Genomic DNA, 16,032 nt, shown 5'->3' on the forward strand with positions numbered 1-16,032 from the left:
ACGGCATTCGCCGCGTACTCCGCGCGGAGTATTCGCAACAGCCCTCCCCGGGCGGACGTTTTCCCGCCGCGTTCCCGCGACGCTGCTCCTATGTCCGTAGCAAGGAGACAGTGATGGGGATGAAGACCCGAGCGTGGCTGCTCATCGGTTTGTGGATCGCGGTGCTGGCCGCGCTGACGCCGTTCGCCGGCAGCCTCGACGATGTCAAGTCCGACAAGGAAACCGACTATCTGCCCGCCGCCGCGCAGTCCACCCTGGCGGCCGAGCTGGAGGCGACGCTGCCCGGCGGGACCTCGAATGTCCTGCTGGTGGTGTATCAGCGGGACACCGGCGTCACCGACGCCGACCGCGCCACGGCCACAGCGCATTACGCGGCATTGCGGGCGAAGTACGGGACCGAGAGTGGGCCGCCCCAGCCGCTGACCGCTAATGATGGTCAGGCCCTGATGTATCCGGTGATCGTGGACCAGTCGCACGGTGAATCCGCGGAGTACATCGAGGAATTCCGCGCGATGGTGGCCGAGCATCCGCAAGGCCTCACCGTGCAGGTCACCGGACCTGGCGCGCTGGGCGCGGATTTCGAGGGTGCGTTCGAGGGTATCGATGAACGTCTGCTGCTGGTCACGGCTTTGGTGGTGACGGTGATCCTGTTGCTCACCTACCGCAGCCCACTGCTGTGGCTGGTGCCCTTGATCTCGGTGGCCGCAGCGAACATTGCCTCGATGGCGGCCGTGTACGGGCTGGCGAAGGTCTTCGACGTCACGGTCAACGATCAGAGCGCGGCGGTGCTGACGATTCTGGTGTTCGGTGTCGGCACCGACTACGCGCTGCTCATCGTCGCCCGGTATCGCGAAGAGCTGCACCACCGTTCGGATGTTGCAGGCGCCATGCTGTCCGCGCTGCGCACCTCGGTGCCCGCGATCGCCGCGTCGGCGGCCACCGTCAGTCTCGGTCTGCTGTGCCTGCTGGCCGCCGATATGAACAGTGCCGCCGGGATGGGCCCGGTCGGCGCGGCCGGCATCGTGTGCACCCTGCTGGTGATGGTGACGCTGTTCCCGGCGCTGCTGGTGGTGTGTGGACGGTGGATCTTCTGGCCGCGCATTCCGCACGTGCAGAACAACATCCAGTCGAAGGCGACGCTGTGGGACCGGATCGGCACGAATATCGCGCGCAGGCCGGTGGTTTCGGCGCTCGCCTCGGTCGCCGTGCTCGGCCTGCTGAGCCTCGGACTGCTGGGCAACACCGACGCCCTGTCACGGGCGGACCAGTTCGTACAGACACCGGAATCGGTGGAAGGCACGAAGACCCTCGCCGCCCACTTCCCGGACCGCGCCGGGACGCCGCTACTCATCATGACCCCCAACGGTTCCCGTGACGCCGTACTGCGGGCCGCCGAAACCGACCCGGGCATCGGCGCGGCCGAAGCGGGGCGTACCGGGCCGGAATTCTCCGAAATCACGGCGATCCCAAGGGATCCGGCGGACTCCCCGGCCGAATACGCGACCATCGAACGACTCCGTTCAGCACTGCCCGACCTCGCACCGGGCACGGTGGTCGGCGGCCCCAGCGCATCGAATCTCGACATCGCCACCTCCTCCGAACGCGACCGCTGGGTCGTCATCCCCTTGGTGCTGCTGGTGGTCACGATCGTCCTGGGCCTGCTGCTGCGCTCCATCGCCGCCCCGATCGGCCTGGTTCTCACGGTCGTGCTGTCCTTCGGATCTGCTTTGGGCGCAAGCGTTTTCCTCTTCGAGCACCTCTTCGGCTTCGAAGGCCTGGACTCCGGCCTGATCCTGCTGGCGTTCCTGTTCCTGGTCGCCCTCGGCGTCGACTACAACATCTTCCTGGTCAGCCGAGCCCGCGAAGAAGCCCAACGACACGGCACCCGAGCCGGCATCCTCCGCAGCCTCTCGGTCACCGGCGGCGTCATCACCTCCGCGGGCATAGTCCTCGCCGCCACCTTCGCAGTCCTGGTCACCCTCCCCCTGGTCTCCCTCGCCCAAATCGGCTTCACAGTCGCCTTCGGCGTCCTCCTCGACACCCTCCTGGTCCGCTCGATCCTCGTCCCCGCCCTCACCCTCATCGCAGGCCCCCGAGTCTGGTGGCCCTCCCAAATGCCCGAACCCACCCAACCCCACCCAGCCACCCGAGATCCGGAACTACTCCCCTTATAACCACAACTACCAAGATCACCAGGCCCTCACGGCGGCATCGCGCAAGAAGCGACCACCACCAGCGCCTGGTGATCTTGAACGCGCCGCATATCGGGCTTGACCCCCCCGCCAACAGCGACCCACCACCGCAGTCGCCAACAAGATCATCAGGACTTGATGGCGGCAATCTCCGAGAGACCCCGCCACCAGCGCCTGGTGATCTTGAAAGCTTGCACTGGCGTGGAATTCGCCAACGCGAGCGAGCTGAGAAAAACCACCCATGCACGAGAGATTTCAAGATCATCAGGACCTGGTGGCGGCATCGCGCAAGAAGCGACCACCACCAGTGCCTGGTGATCTTGAACGCGCCGCGTATCGGACTGGACGCCCGCCAGCAGCGATCCACCATGGCAGTCGCCAACAAGATCATCAGGACTTGGTGGCGGCGTTTATCGAGAGCCTGCGCCATGAATGCCTGGTGATCTTGAACCCCGGGGCTCACTTGACCATTCACGTAGGGCCGCGGGAAGGATCTGCCCGAGGTGCGTGGATTGCAAGATCATCAGGACTTGGTGGCGGCGTTCGTCGAGAGCGTGCGCCGTGAGGGCCTGGTGATCTTGTTATTGGGTGGGGACGGGGCCGTCGTCGGGGGTGGGGGTGATGGTGTCGGTGTGTTCGGGGAGGAGGGGGGTGACGGCGAAGTGGCCGTCGACGGCGTCGGCGGGGAGGGCTTCGACGGCGCGGATGTTGGTGGTGGCGGCGAGGGTTCGTAGTTGGGGGAGGGTGCCTCGGATGACGAGGCCTACGGTGCAGGGGCAGCCGGCGCGGAGGCGGGAGATGGTGACGGAGGTGGCGCGGAGGGTGCGGTCGTCGAGGATGCCCAGGGCCTCGTCGCGATCGAGTTGGGTTTGGAGTTGCCAGGCCGCGTTGGTTGCCGAGGCGATGGCGACGGCGTCGCCTGCCGGTACTCCGACCGTGACGATCGGTGTTTGCACGCGGGGGATCGGGACCCGGTGCAGCACTTGGCCGATGCGAATTCCGCCGCTGTGGGCGGGGATGGCGGCTGGGGCGAGTTCTGTGGTGAACGACACCAGCGCCCAGTGCTCGTCGGAATCCGCACCGTTGAGTGAATCCTGGGCCCGGGCAAGGTAATCCGCGACCGTCTCGCCCTGCTCAGGGCCCAGCCGATCGGTGCCGACGCCGAGCGGTCGCGGCGGATTCAACGCGCCGAGTGTGAACATCAGCGCCGCCACCCCGACGGCGACCGCCCCGGACAGCAGCCCCCGCTTGATAGCGGAAGGGCCTGCCGTACGGGGTGTTTCAGGCATTACGCAAAACACCCAGCGCGTTCTTCAGGTCATCCGGGTACTCGGACTCGATCTCCAGCCAACGCCCGTCGGCCGGATGATTGAAGCCCAGCGTCTTCGCGTGCAGCCACTGCCGTTCCAGCCCGAGCCGTTCGGCCAGGCGCGGATCCGCACCATAGGTGAGATCACCGCAGCATGGGTGCCGGATCGCCGAGAAATGCACTCGAATCTGGTGTGTCCGACCGGTTTCCAGATGGATGTCGAGCAAGCTCGCCGCCTGGAACGCCTCGATGGTGTCGTAGTGGGTGACGCTCGGCCGCCCGTCCGAGGTGACCGCGAACTTCCAGTCGTTGCCGCGCGCCCGGCCGATCGGCGCGTCGATGGTGCCGCTGGACGGATCTGGATGTCCTTGCACCAGGGCGTGATACCGCTTTTCCACGGTGCGCTCCTTGAACGCCCGCTTCATCACCGTGTACGCGCGCTCGGATTGCGCGACCACCATCACACCGGAGGTGCCGACGTCGAGCCGGTGCACGATCCCCTGGCGCTCGTGGGCGCCGGAGGTGGAGATCCGATATCCGGCCGCCACCAGCCCGCCCACCACGGTCGGCCCGGTCCAGCCGACACCGGTGTGCGCGGCCACGCCGACCGGCTTGTCCACCGCCACGATGTCGTCGTCGGCGTAGAGGATCTTCATCCCCTCCACCGGTGCGGCTTCGATCGTCAACTCCCGCTTGGGTTCCGGGAATTCGACCTCCAGCCAAGCACCCCCGACCAGGCGATCCGATTTACCCGCGGCGACGCCGTCGAGCTGTACCGAGCCGTCCGTCGTGAGCGCCACCACCGCGGTGCGGGACAACCCCAGCAACCGCGATAGTCCCGCGTCCACTCGCATGCCGTCGAGCCCGTCCGGCACGGGCATAGACCTTGTCTCCCTCAAACCGTCTCCTCAGTCTTCTCATTGTCGTCGTGTCCGTGCCGCGTCCCATCCGGTTCGAAACCGAACACCGTCAACGCCACCAGCAGAATCGCACCGCACACGATCGCCGAGTCGGCCACGTTGAACACCGGCCACCAGCCGATCGCCACGAAGTCGACGACATGCCCCTGTAGCGGTCCCGGCGCCCGGAACAGGCGGTCGATCAGGTTGCCGAGTGCGCCGCCGAGCACCATGCCCAGCCCGATCGCCCACCACAGTGAGCGCAGCGTGCGCCCGATCCGGATGACCCCCACCACGACGCCCGCCGCGACCAGGGTCAGCAGCCAGGTCATGCCGGTGGCCATGGAGAACGCCGCGCCCGGGTTGCGCACCAGCGAGAATCGAGCCCAATCGCCGATCAGATAGACCGGATCGCCGGGGGTGAGGTTCGCGACCGCGATGATCTTGGTGAGCAGATCCAGCCCCAGTAGCACCACCGCGATGAGCAGGAGGGTGCGCAACCGCCGCGGCGGGTCGGAGTCGGGCACAGCAGGCGCCGTCTCGACCACACCAGAAGCCGCGTCCCGAGGTTCCGGGGACACGGCGGAATGCCCGTCAGAATCTGTCGGTGGCGGATTGTCCTCGGGCGGGCGGTCATCACTCACGACGATCATCATCTCCTAGTCCCGCGAACCCTATGCACCGCGCCTCCGCGCGGGCGTGTTCGGCTGCGGAAACACGTTGCTCAAAGCCCCCACTCAGGAAGCGGTCGTACGCTGTCGGTTGTGACGGTGTTGTCTTCCCCCCACGCCCCCAGGATCGCGCGTCCTGGTGTGCGTTCCGGCGTGCTGCTGGTCGTGCTCGCGCTCGGGCTTTCGGCGTTCAGTGTCGGTTGCGCCGACGACTCCGACACGGCCGCGGTCTCCGACGGCACCGAACCCCTCGGTATCGGTAAGGAAGTCACCGTGCCGATCTCCGAAGCGGCGGCCCAGCTGGTCTCCGCCGGTGCGGAGCCGCATGCCGTGCTGCGTCCCAGCTATGCGGCGGGCACCACGCAGCAGGTGACGCTGCGCACCGAGCACCGGATCCAGCAGCAGATCAATGATCAACCGGTGCGCGACTTCTCGACCGCGCCGCTGACCATCCCGATGACGGCGCAGACCAACGCCGACGGGTGCGACCTCACTCTGGGCGCGGTCACCAGCACCGATCCGGCGCTGGCCAAGGCGCTCACCGCCGCGGGCGGTTCGCACGCCGGTTTCGAATTCAGCGACGACGGCGCCATCACCGCGCTGCGCCTGGCCCCGTCGCCCGACACCTCCAATGCCGCGCGCGCCGCCCTGGAACAGGCCTTCTATCAAGCGGTCTACCGCTCCATCATGTTCCCCGACGAAGCCGTCGGGGAGGGCGCGGTGTGGACGGTGCACCAGGAGGTCGACGGTGGCGTCACCCTCGACCAGGTGACCACCGCGACGCTCACCCACCGCGAAGGCAACCGGCTCACCATCGATCTGAACGTCACCCAGATCCCCAAGTCGAAGGTGTGGTCGCTGCCCAACAACGCGGGCACCCTCGATATCCAGGACTATGTGATGCAGGGCCAGGGCACCATCACCGTCGACCTCGGGTTGCCGCTGCCGGTGTCGGGAACGATCACCGTCGGCGGGCATCAGGCCTACCGTGATCCGACCAGCCAGAGCAATCTGCAACAGACGATCAACACGCAGGTCTCGTGGACCGAGTGACGAGGGGGCTCGGCCTGGTTCTGGCCGGGATGGGTGCGGCGTTGACCGCCTGCTCGTCCGACAGTCCGGATGACAAGCCCGCCCCGCCCGCGTTCGGCCCGGTCGCCACCGCGGCGCCGGCCGGCGGCGCGCCGATCACCGACTCCGATGTGCTGCTCGCCCGCCTGCTCGATCCCGCCGATCTACCCTCCGGATTCACGCCTTCCGGGGCGTCCCGCTCCGCCGACTTCCCGCTCGGTGACCCGCCGCCGACGAAACCGGCGGGCTGCGAGAAGGTCATGACCCCGATCGGCGAACAGCGCCCGGAAGCCCGCGCCTGGAACTTCATCGGTTACAGCGGCCCCAACTTCTCCAGCATCGACATCGACGCCGCGACCTACCCGTCCGACCAGCTCGCCCCCGCTTTCACCGCGATACAGCAGACCTTGCGCGGCTGCACCACCTACAGCGGCGCCGACGCGGACGAAACCGCCATCGACTTCCGTCTCGGCGGTCTCGAGCAACCGCCCGCCGGCGACGCCGCCACCGCGTTCCAACTACGCACCACCAGCGACGGCATCACCCTGGTCACCCTGGTCTCCCTCGTTCAAGTCGGCAACACCCTCACCCAGGTGGCGGTGACCGCCCCGGACGCGGTCGACCCCGGCGTGCTCACCGCCGTAACCGCCGCCCAGGTGCGCCGCCTGCAGGGCGTCGCCGGCCCCTAGGCCACACCCGCCAAAATGTAGATCATTCGGTCGAACAGGCCTTTTCCTCCGGACCCGGGAATAGGCTCGGATTGTTACCACAATTGACTCGACCGGAGGTCTCTCATGTCTGATGTCAAGCCCATTCCCGACGGGTATCCGGTGGTCTCGCCGGGTTTGGCGGTCGACGGCGCCGCCGCCGCGATCGACTTCTACAAACATGTGTTCGGCGCATCGGAGCGGATGCGCATGCCCCGACCCGACGGCAAGATCGCGCACTGCGAGCTGGTGCTGGGCAATTCGCTGATCATGCTGGGTGACCCGGCGCCGGAGATGGAGTTCCTCGACCCGAAGACTGTCGGCGGCACGCCCGTCAACCTCCATGTCTACGTCGAGGACTCCGACGCCGCGTTCACCGCCGCCCTGCAGGCCGGGGCCCGGGAACTCACCCCCATGGCGACCCAGTTCTACGGCGACCGCAGCGGGTCGTTCGAAGACCCGTGGGGCCATCGGTGGACCGTGGCCACCCACGTCGAAGACGTGCCGCCGGCGGAGATGGACAAGCGCATGGCCGAAATGTTCGACAACGGCTAGCCCTCTACGATCGAATCACCCTCCACCCGAACGCTTTTCGACTTCAGTGGCCGGGTGGCCGGGCCGGTCGCCACCGAACCGTCCAGGTTGAATTTGCTGCCGTGGCACGGGCAGTTGATGGTGCCGCCGGCGATCTCGTTGACCTTGCAGCCGGCATGCGTGCAGGTGCTGTCCAGCCCGACGAACTGGCCCGCGGTCGGCTGCGTCACCACGGTGCTGCCGACGATCTTGCCACCACCGACCGGGATGTCGGCGGTCTTGGCGAGGCCGCCGGTTCCGGTCGTTCCGGTGGTACCCGGTTGCGCCGGTTCGGTTTTCGCCGGGTCGGGGGAGTCGTCCTTGCCGTAGGTGGAGCAGGCGGTCAGTGTCGCGGCGGCGGCCAGGGCGCCCGCTCCGGCCACGACCGTGCGGCGGTTCAGATCAGGAATGGTCATAGCTCAGCTTTCGGTTAGAAGGTCAGGCCGTTGTTGAGGAAGAACCAGAGCGCTGAGGTCAGCCAGACGAACGTTAGTCCGCTGAACACGACCCCGCCCGCGATCGGGATGACCCATCCGGGCAGGCCCTTGCGGGTGAGTAGCAGCATCTTCGCCACGAACGCGCCGTAGAAGAAGCAACCGAACAGCGAATGCAGCAGGACCCGGGTCGTCGAATCCTGGTATCCCAGCGCGTACAGGCAGTGCACCGCGACCGGGACGGTGGCCAGCACCGCCAGCCGCCCCGACCAGACGTGCGCGGGCCCGGTCCACGAGGCCTGGGCCAGCGGGCGGATCTTGCCGTACAGCGCCGCCGCCGAGAACAGCTGGAACAGCGCCAGCACGAACGCCAGCGTGGCCAGCCAGGTCTTCACCGCGGTCGGGCTGGAGAACCCGGCCACGTTCACCGAGAAGAACCGCGGGTCATGGACTTTCGCGTACACCCCGAGCAGCACCGCGACCGCCGCGCCCGCCAGCAATGGGAGCACGATGGCCGCCGGACGCGCGGGCTGCACCCGCCGGACTGTGGGTGCGTTCGGATCAGCCGACACTGTCACCACCACTTACCTTGGTCGCGGTTATCTTCTTGCCGTTCACGACCGCCGTCGCGTCGGAGTTCAAGGGCGCGGCCGGGGAGGTGGCGCCGTTCGCGGCACGCTGCACGCCGGTGACGCCGCCGTTCTCGTCGACGATCCAGCTCTGCCGCACCCCGCCCTCGTTGTAGACGTAGAGCCCGGCGGGCGGCGTGACCGGCGAAGCCGAGAATTCCCACTGCTTTCCGCCGATCGAGAGATTGCCGTTGACCGCTGTGCCGTCGTGCGTGCCGGTCAGGGTGGCATCGTTCTTGCCGGTCAACTTGAGGGCGCCGTTGGTCGCGGGGCCCTGTAGCCACGACTCGATGGTCTTGCCGTCGCAGGCGTAGGCGATGGCCTTGTCCCCCTCGACGGTGATCTCCAGCGTCATGGTGCCGCCCGCATCCAGCGGAATCGTGGCGACATAGTCGGCGTTCGCGGGAAACGGCGTCGCCTTCGGTTCGGTGGTGGGCGCGGCGGTCTCGCTGGCCGACGGACCTGAATTCGGTTGTGCGGTAGTCGGTTCGGTGTCCTTGGACAGATTGACGACCAGCAGGACCAGACCGAGCACGGCTACCGCCGCCAAGGTCAGCCACGGGCCGAGACGTTTCCGCATAGGAGCTCCACTGTCGTTGCCGGACAGCTGCATTCGGCCCGCTCGTCCGCGACATGATGTCAGCGCGCTGAATCCACCTGTTTCGCATTGTGTACGTGGCAGTGGGTGCCGGTGGTTCAAACCGGCATTCGCGACCGGGCTGCTCCGGCGTGTTGCCATTCCCGAGGGCGCGTCGCACACCTGCTCGAAAAACGGGGAAGCCCCGCACCGAATGGGTGCGGGGCTTCCCGGTTATCGGACCAACCGGCGGCTCAGTCTTTGACCAATTCCGGTGTGGGCACTTCGTCCTCGTCGTCGACCGGCGCGCCGTGACCGTGGTCGGCGGCACGTGCCGGGAGCAGCACCGCCATGACGATCACGACCACCGACAGCGCGGCGGAGATTCCGAACGCCAGCCGCATCCCGTCGAGCTGCGCCGCGACCGGTTCGGTGCCGCCCTCGACCAGCGACTTGGTACGGGTCGCCATGACCGTGATCACCAGCGCCGTGCCGAAGGCCGCGGAAACCTGCTGCAGGGTGCCCAGCATGGAGCTGCCGTGCGAGTACAGATTCGGCGGCAGCGCGCCGAGCCCCAGCGTGAACACCGGGGTGAACACCGCGGCCAGCGAGATCATCAGCACGATGTGCAGCGCCAGCAGCTGCCAGTACGGCATGGACATCGAGATCTGGGTGAAACCGGCCAGTGCGGCGGTGATGCCGATCGAACCGGGGATCACCAGGACACGTCCGCCGAAGCGGTCGAAGATCTTGCCGACGCTCGGGCCGAGCAGACCCATGGCCAGGCCACCGGGCATGACCAGCAGACCCGTCTCGAAGGCCGACAGATGCCGCAGATTCTGCAGGTACAGCGGCAGCAGCATCATCGAGCCGAGCATCGCCAGGAAGGCGATCGACATCAGGATCAGGCCCTTGGTGTAGGTGCCGGCCAGCAGGACTCGCAGATCCATCAGCGGCGCACCGACTCGCTGCAGCTTCAGCTGACGGACCGCGAACACCGCGACCAGCGCGATACCGGAGACCACCAGCAGCACCGGCGAGGCGACATTGTCGGGCGAGAACTTGCTCAGGCCGTAGATGAGGCCGCCGAAGCCCAGCGCCGCGAGTGCCACACTGGCCCAGTCGATATCACCGGTCTGCGGTTCGCCGATATCTTCGAGCTTGCGGTAGCCCAGGTAGGTGACCGCACCGGCGATCGGCAGCACCAGCACGAAAAGCCATCGCCACGAAGCCCAGTTCAGCACCAGGCCGGAGATGACCGGGCCCATCGCCGGGGCCACCGAGATGGCCAGGGTGACATTGCCCATCACCTTGCCACGATCCGCTTCGGGGACCACCGTCATCAGCGTGGTCATCAGCAGCGGCATCATGACCGCGGTACCGCCGGCCTGGATGACCCGGCCGAGCAGCAGCACTTCGAAGGTCGGCGCGACCGCGGACAACGCGGTGCCGGCCAGGAAGATGCCCATGGCGAGCGCGTAGGCCTTGCGAGTGGTGACCCGCTGCAGGAACCAGCCGGTGATCGGAATGATCGCCGCCATGGTCAGCATGAACGCGGTGGATACCCACTGCGCCGCCTGCTCGTCGACCTCCAAGTCGTGCATCAGACTCGGGATCGCGTTGATCATGATGGTCTCGTTGAGGATCACCACGAAAGTCGCGAGCACCAACAGCCGGATGACTGTCGGCGTTTTCCCCCCGGTCGACGGGGCGGATATGTCGGCGCGCATGCGGCTACCTCCGGGGTGTACGTGAGCGGAAACGAGGGGTGGGCCGATGCCGAGCTGGACAAACCACGTTCCGGACGCCACACGAGATCAGACGGGAACAGATCGGACAACTCATCGGTCGCGGGTAAGTATTCCGATGAGGACCGACAGGTTCATCCGAATTTTCGCCGCTCAGCACCGCAAAAGCACGCCGGACGGCCCGCTCACCTGTGGTTTTCACCAACCTGCCGACTGGATGGTGAGCCCCGTCACGTCCCCCTGACAGCCGGCGCGGTCTTTCGATGCGGCAATCAGGCAGATAACATACCGAACGGTACTGTCCCAGGCTTTCGCTTTTCCGCGCATCATCCGGCGTCGACCCGTGAGGTGGCCATGGCGAGCATTGTCGAGGAAACAACCGCCGCGCAACGTGCGCACGACAAGCGGTGGTGGGTGCTGGCGGTGCTGGCTATCGCACAGCTCATGGTGGTGCTCGACGCGACGGTGGTGAACATCGCCCTGCCGGACGCGCAAAAAGATCTCGGCTTCTCCGATTCCAGCCGGCAGTGGGTGATCACCGGCTACACCCTCGCCTTCGGCAGTCTGCTGTTGCTCGGCGGCCGCCTCAGCGACCTGGTCGGACGACGGCTGATGTTCATCACCGGCCTGATCGGCTTCGCGGTCGCCTCCGCGGTCGGCGGGGCGGCGACGAACTTCCACATGCTCGTCGGGGCGCGCGTCGCTCAGGGTGTCTTCGGCGCCATGCTGGCCCCCGCCGCCCTGGCCCTGCTGACCGTCACCTTCACCGAACCCAAGGAGAAGGCCAAGGCGTTCGGCATCTTCAGCGCCGTCGCCGGCGCGGGCGCCGCGATCGGCCTGCTGCTCGGCGGCGCGCTGACCGAGTGGGCGTCCTGGCGCTGGGCGCTGTTCGTGAACCTCGCCTTCGCCGGTGTGGCCCTGGTCGGCGCGCTGCTGCTGCTGGCCCGGCACGTCGCACACGGGAAGGCCTCGCTCGACCTGCCGGGCACGATCACCGCGACCGCCGGTCTGTTCGCCATCGTCTACGGCTTCTCGCACGCGGCCGACCACGGCTGGAGCAGTGCGACCACCGTGTGGTGCCTGATCATCGGCCTGATCCTGCTGGTGCTGTTCGTGATCATCGAGACCCGCGTCGCGCAACCACTGCTGCCGATGCGCATCGTGCTGGACCGCCACCGCGGCGGCGCCTACCTCTCGGTCTTCGTCGCCGGTATCGGCATGTTCGCGGTGTTCCTGTTCCTCACCTATTACATGCAGCTGATCCTGGAGTACACGCCGATCGTCACCGGCGTCGCCTACATGCCGATGGTGGTGGGCATGATCTTGTCCTCCACCACCGGCCCGACCCTGCTGCTACCTCGCTTCGGGCCGAAGGTCGTCTCGGTCGCCGGGTTTCTCGTCGGCGCGCTGGCCATGGTCATGCTGACCGGCATCGACCTGCACAGCAACTACGCCAGCCACGTCCTGCCCGGCCTGCTCCTGATGGGTCTCGGCCTCGGTGCCTCGATGTCGGCGGCCTTCGCGTGCGCCACCTCCAACGTGCACCACACCGACGCGGGCGTGGCCTCCGCCATGGTGAACACCTCCCAGCAGGTCGGCGGCTCCATCGGCACCGCCCTGCTGTCGACCTTCGCCGCTACCGCCGCCACCAACTACATCGCCGGCAAGAATCCGGGCCCCCTGACCTTCGCCGAAGCTCAAGTCCACAGCTACATCGTCAGCTTCTGGTGGGCGGCCGGCTTCCTGCTGGCCGGTGCCATCCTGATGGCGATCATCATGCCCAACTCGGTCCCGGTTCCTGCTGAAGGTGAGCCGGTGCTCGCGGGCTGACGGCGGTTACCAGCGCACGGGCACCGGCGAGATCCAGGCCGGTGCCCGCGTCGTACGCGGCGGCGAATGCCTGCTCGCCGAGCGCCGTGCGGAGCGCCGCGGTGGGGCGTTCGATGTCAGGGATTTCGGCCGGCAGCAGGGGAGTGTGGGTGGTGGCGCGCAGGGCGGCCGCAGTGCCGAGGAGGTGTGCGGCCGTGGTGAATTCGCCCAGGGCGGTGCTGGCCGAAGCCAGGCCGGCCAGGGCGAAGGCGGTGTCGCGGGGCGCGGCGATGCGCTGCGCGCCGTCGAGGGCGGTCAGGTGCAGGGCCAGTGCGGTGGCCGGGTCGCCCTGCTGTTCGTGCAGGTAGCCGAGTTCGACCTGGAGCATGGGCAGGAACAGCGGGGTGTCCGGGCCGTCGGCCAGTGCGATCAGTTCGCGCAGAAGTTTTTCGGCCTCCTCCGGCCGGCCGTCGCGGCGGGCGGTGAAGGCCAGCACGATGGCGGCGAAGGTACGGCCCGGCGCCGATCCGTGTTCGGTGGCCAACCGCAGTCCTTGCTCGGCGAGTGCGGTGGCTCGGTCGAACGCGCTGTGCTGCATGCTGATCCAGCCCAGCCAGCACAGGTGACTGCATGCCTGGCTCCACCACCGCAGCTCCTGCGCCAATTCCAGTGCCTCACGGTGGATTTCGGCGGCGCCGGTCAGGTCGCCGGTGAGTTCGGCGAGACCGCCGAGCCATTCGGCGGCTTGCAGGCGGCCCCAGCGGTCACCGAGCTCGGTGAAAATCCGTGCGGCGCTGCGGGCGTGCTGTTCCAGGGCGGTTACCTCGGCCCGGCTGTGCGCGGTTTTGGCCAGCGCCACGTGCGCCGCCGCCATACCCCAGCGGTCGCCGACTTGTTCGCACGCCGGTAGCGCCCGGCCGACCAGCGCCTCCAGGTCCCGCAGGTCCCCGGTGTCCATCGTGAACAGGGCGAGCAGCAATTCCGCCCGAGCTCGTCCCGCCGGATCGTCGACGGTGTCGTACAGGGCCAGCACCTCGGCGCGCTTGACCGCGGCGTCGGCGGATTCGCCCTGCTGGCAAGCGAATCCGAGATCCCACGCCAGTGCGGGTGCGCGCAAGTGGGCCGGACCACCCAACGCGAGCGCCGCGGCGAGGTTGCGCCGCGCCTCGCCGAACCGGCCGCGCAGCTGCCAGTACCAGGCCAGCGCGCGGGTCATCCGCAGGGCGCGCTCCGCATCGCGTTCCCGGAGGAAACCGTCCAGCGCGGTCCGCAGATTCGCGGCCTCCGCGTCGAGCCGCTCCAGCCATCGTTGTTGATCGGCGCCATAGAGTTCCGGCGCGGCCCGCTCGGCCAGTTGGAGGTAGTAGCGGTGGTGCGCCGCATGTGCCGCATCGGACTCATCGGCCTTGCGCAGCTGATCCGAGCTGAAGGCAGCCACTGACTCCAGCAACCGGTACCGTCGTCCGATCAGCTGGACCAGCGAGCGATCCACCAGCCGCGCGACCGTATCCGCCACATCTTCCTGTGCCACGTCGTGCTGTGCCGCATTGTGCTGTGCCGCATTGTGCTGTGCCGCATTGTGCTGTGCCGCATCGTGCTGCGCCGCATCGTGCTGTGCCGCATCGTGCTGTGCCGCATTGTGCTGTGCCACATCGTGCTGCGCCACAACGCACTGCGCCACAACGTCATCGAGAACGGCTGTGCTGCAAACGGTCTCGGCGGCATCCAGGGTGCAGCCGCCGGCGTGCACGGACAGGCGGCGCAGTACGGCGCGCTCGGTGTCGTCGAGCAGGCTCCAGCTCCAGTCGATCATCGCGGTCAGTGTCTGCTGACGAGGCGGCGCACCACGATGACCGGTGGCGAGCAGGCGGAATCGATCGTCCAGCCGCGCCACCATCTCGTGCACACCGAGCGCGCGGACGCGGGTGGCCGCGAGTTCCAAGGCCAGGGGAATGCCGTCGAGGCGCCGGCACAGCGTGGCAACGGGCGCGGCGGTGTCGGCGTCCAACACGAAATCTCGCGCGCCCGCCCGCGCGCGAGCGACGAAAAGCTGGGCCGCACTCGAGTTTTCGAGCTCCGACAGCGTCGCCTCCCGATCGGGAACGGTGAGCGGCCGCACGGGGACGATGTCCTCACCGGGTAGGCGCAGCTGTTCTTGGCTGGTCGCGAGAATGTGCAGTCGCGGCGCCGCACCGAGCAGGGTTTCGGCCAGCTCGGCCGCGGCGTCGACCACGTGCTCGCAATTGTCGAGCACCAGCAGCAGTTCCTGGTCGGCCAGGGTTCGGCAGAGCAGCTCCACCGGATCGGCCGGTGTGCCCTCGGCGGCGCGGAGGCCGAGCGCCTGTGCCACTGTGTCGGCCAGCACGGTCGCCCCTTCGGCCGGTGGCAGCGGCGCGAACTCGATCATCCAGGCGCCGTGCGGAAATGGACCGGCCAGCTCGGCCGCGACGGCCGCCGCGAGCCGGGTCTTGCCGACGCCACCCGGTCCGGTGAGGGTGACCAGCCGGGCGTCGCCGACCGCGCGGCGCAGCTCGTCGAGTTCGCTGTCGCGGCCGATCAGCGCGGTGCGCTGGGCGGGAATGTTGGTGGTGCGACGACGGATCGGTGTGGGCGCGGCGATGTCCTTCCGCTGGGACGCGACCAGCTCGAGTTCCTGTCCGAGGATAGCGCGTTGCAGCGCAACGAGTTCCGGGCTCGGATCCAGGCCGAGTTCGTCGTCGAGGTGCCGGCGCAGGTCTTCGTAACTGTCCAGGGCTTCGGCTTGCCGACCCGCCCCGTAGAGCGCGCGCAACTGCGCGGCCCGAAGCCGCTCACGCAGTGGGTGTTCGCGGACGAATCCCGCGAGATCGCCTGCCACCTCGCGGTATTCGCCCAGCGCGAGTCGCGCCTCCGCCAATTCCTCGACCGCGACCAGCCGCTGCTCCTCCAACTGGGCGATGGCGGGCTGCGCGAACGACGTATCCCGGAAGTCGGCGAACGCGGGCCCCCGCCACAGGCCGAGTGCGTCGGTGAGCGCGCGGACCCGGCCGCCACTGTCGGTGGCTTCGCGGGCAGCTGCCAGCAGGCCGCGGAAGCGCAGTGCGTCGACCTGGTCGCTACCCAGGCGGTAGCCGGGCGGCGGTGAAACCACCAGATCGCGGCCACCCGGTTCGGCGTCCTCCAGCGCCCGGCGCAGCTGGGACGCCTTCGCGGCGAGGGTGCCTGCCGGATTGCCTGGTGGATCCTCGGCCCAGATGTCGTCCACCAGCCGGTCACCCGAGACCGGCTGACCGGCGTGCACCAGCAGATCCGCGAGCAGCGCACGCACTTTCGCGCCCGGAATCGGCACGACGGCGCCGGCGTCCGTCCACACCGTCAACGGACCGAGCACACCGAAACGCATGGCCGCAGCCTAGTGAACGGTGACGCCGGCA

13 protein-coding genes are annotated in these 16,032 nt (G+C 68.0%); 5 read left to right on the forward strand and 8 right to left on the reverse strand.

From position 1 onward, the window contains the following. The first annotated feature begins 113 nt into the window (after window positions 1-113). The gene (locus IBX22_RS31820) at window positions 114-2,174 is read left to right on the forward strand and encodes an MMPL family transporter (protein WP_194819437.1); all 2,061 of its coding nucleotides are present in this window, start codon (window positions 114-116) and stop codon (window positions 2,172-2,174) included. Window positions 2,175-2,773: 599 nt separating this feature from the next. Here the strand turns inward: IBX22_RS31820 and IBX22_RS31825 are convergent. Genes IBX22_RS31825 through lspA form a run of 3 tightly spaced genes read right to left on the reverse strand, consistent with a single transcriptional unit; the run spans window position 2,774 to window position 5,053 of the window. Then, window positions 2,774-3,481: a hypothetical protein gene (locus IBX22_RS31825; RefSeq protein ID WP_228539799.1), complete on the reverse strand. Its 708-nt coding sequence runs from the start codon at window positions 3,479-3,481 to the stop codon at window positions 2,774-2,776. Further along, complete coding sequence (locus IBX22_RS31830) at window positions 3,474-4,400, reverse strand: RluA family pseudouridine synthase (protein WP_194819438.1); 927 nt, start codon at window positions 4,398-4,400, stop codon at window positions 3,474-3,476. The genes IBX22_RS31825 and IBX22_RS31830 overlap by 8 nt, the downstream gene beginning before the upstream one ends. Next, window positions 4,397-5,053, reverse strand: coding sequence for a signal peptidase II (gene lspA / locus IBX22_RS31835; protein ID WP_228539942.1), 657 nt, complete (start codon window positions 5,051-5,053; stop codon window positions 4,397-4,399). The genes IBX22_RS31830 and lspA overlap by 4 nt, the downstream gene beginning before the upstream one ends. A 117-nt stretch (window positions 5,054-5,170) precedes the next feature. Here lspA and IBX22_RS31840 point away from each other — a divergent pair, with 117 nt between their 5' ends. The 3 genes from IBX22_RS31840 (at window position 5,171) to IBX22_RS31850 (ending at window position 7,404) form a co-directional block, all read left to right on the forward strand. Then, complete coding sequence (locus IBX22_RS31840; RefSeq protein WP_309234876.1) at window positions 5,171-6,124, forward strand: hypothetical protein; 954 nt, start codon at window positions 5,171-5,173, stop codon at window positions 6,122-6,124. After that, the gene (locus IBX22_RS31845; protein WP_194819440.1) at window positions 6,121-6,831 is read left to right on the forward strand and encodes a hypothetical protein; all 711 of its coding nucleotides are present in this window, start codon (window positions 6,121-6,123) and stop codon (window positions 6,829-6,831) included. The genes IBX22_RS31840 and IBX22_RS31845 overlap by 4 nt, the downstream gene beginning before the upstream one ends. A 105-nt stretch (window positions 6,832-6,936) precedes the next feature. Further along, window positions 6,937-7,404: a VOC family protein gene (locus IBX22_RS31850; RefSeq protein WP_194819441.1), complete on the forward strand. Its 468-nt coding sequence runs from the start codon at window positions 6,937-6,939 to the stop codon at window positions 7,402-7,404. On the opposite strand, the gene IBX22_RS31855 is transcribed toward IBX22_RS31850, so the two are convergent. The 4 genes from IBX22_RS31855 to IBX22_RS31870 form a co-directional block, all read right to left on the reverse strand. After that, window positions 7,401-7,838 (reverse strand): Rieske (2Fe-2S) protein, encoded by a 438-nt coding sequence (locus IBX22_RS31855; protein WP_194819442.1) that lies wholly within the window; start codon window positions 7,836-7,838, stop codon window positions 7,401-7,403. The two genes, IBX22_RS31850 and IBX22_RS31855, sit on opposite strands and share 4 nt — an antisense overlap. 14 nt (window positions 7,839-7,852) lie before the next feature. Then, entirely contained in the window at window positions 7,853-8,428 is a 576-nt protein-coding gene (locus IBX22_RS31860) for a DUF6529 family protein (RefSeq protein WP_194819556.1), read from the reverse strand. After that, entirely contained in the window at window positions 8,418-9,065 is a 648-nt protein-coding gene (locus IBX22_RS31865) for a hypothetical protein (RefSeq protein ID WP_194819443.1), read from the reverse strand. Before IBX22_RS31865 ends, IBX22_RS31860 begins: the two co-directional genes overlap by 11 nt. A 251-nt stretch (window positions 9,066-9,316) precedes the next feature. Then, a complete protein-coding gene (locus tag IBX22_RS31870; protein WP_194819444.1) occupies window positions 9,317-10,792 on the reverse strand; it encodes an MDR family MFS transporter in 1,476 nt (491 codons plus the stop codon). Between the two features lie 372 nt (window positions 10,793-11,164). Between IBX22_RS31870 and IBX22_RS31875 the strand changes: the two genes are divergently transcribed. Further along, complete coding sequence (locus IBX22_RS31875) at window positions 11,165-12,640, forward strand: MFS transporter (protein ID WP_194819445.1); 1,476 nt, start codon at window positions 11,165-11,167, stop codon at window positions 12,638-12,640. On the opposite strand, the gene IBX22_RS31880 is transcribed toward IBX22_RS31875, so the two are convergent. Beyond that, entirely contained in the window at window positions 12,585-16,001 is a 3,417-nt protein-coding gene (locus tag IBX22_RS31880) for a BTAD domain-containing putative transcriptional regulator (protein WP_228539800.1), read from the reverse strand. The two genes, IBX22_RS31875 and IBX22_RS31880, sit on opposite strands and share 56 nt — an antisense overlap. Window positions 16,002-16,032: the final 31 nt, after the last annotated feature.

Source organism: Nocardia sp. XZ_19_385, assembly GCF_015355755.1.
Taxonomy (GTDB): domain Bacteria; phylum Actinomycetota; class Actinomycetes; order Mycobacteriales; family Mycobacteriaceae; genus Nocardia.

What these genes read in the sequence shown, in the direction of transcription:
- IBX22_RS31855 (WP_194819442.1), bottom strand. Translation starts at nt 7,838, where the DNA reads ATGACCATTCCTGATCTGAACCGCCGCACGGTCGTGGCCGGAGCGGGC.
- lspA (WP_228539942.1), bottom strand. Translation starts at nt 5,053, where the DNA reads ATGATCGTCGTGAGTGATGACCGCCCGCCCGAGGACAATCCGCCACCG.
- IBX22_RS31820 (WP_194819437.1), top strand. Translation starts at nt 114, where the DNA reads ATGGGGATGAAGACCCGAGCGTGGCTGCTCATCGGTTTGTGGATCGCG.
- IBX22_RS31875 (WP_194819445.1), top strand. Translation starts at nt 11,165, where the DNA reads ATGGCGAGCATTGTCGAGGAAACAACCGCCGCGCAACGTGCGCACGAC.
- IBX22_RS31850 (WP_194819441.1), top strand. Translation starts at nt 6,937, where the DNA reads ATGTCTGATGTCAAGCCCATTCCCGACGGGTATCCGGTGGTCTCGCCG.
- IBX22_RS31880 (WP_228539800.1), bottom strand. Translation starts at nt 16,001, where the DNA reads ATGCGTTTCGGTGTGCTCGGTCCGTTGACGGTGTGGACGGACGCCGGC.
- IBX22_RS31865 (WP_194819443.1), bottom strand. Translation starts at nt 9,065, where the DNA reads ATGCGGAAACGTCTCGGCCCGTGGCTGACCTTGGCGGCGGTAGCCGTG.
- IBX22_RS31825 (WP_228539799.1), bottom strand. Translation starts at nt 3,481, where the DNA reads ATGCCTGAAACACCCCGTACGGCAGGCCCTTCCGCTATCAAGCGGGGG.
- IBX22_RS31870 (WP_194819444.1), bottom strand. Translation starts at nt 10,792, where the DNA reads ATGCGCGCCGACATATCCGCCCCGTCGACCGGGGGGAAAACGCCGACA.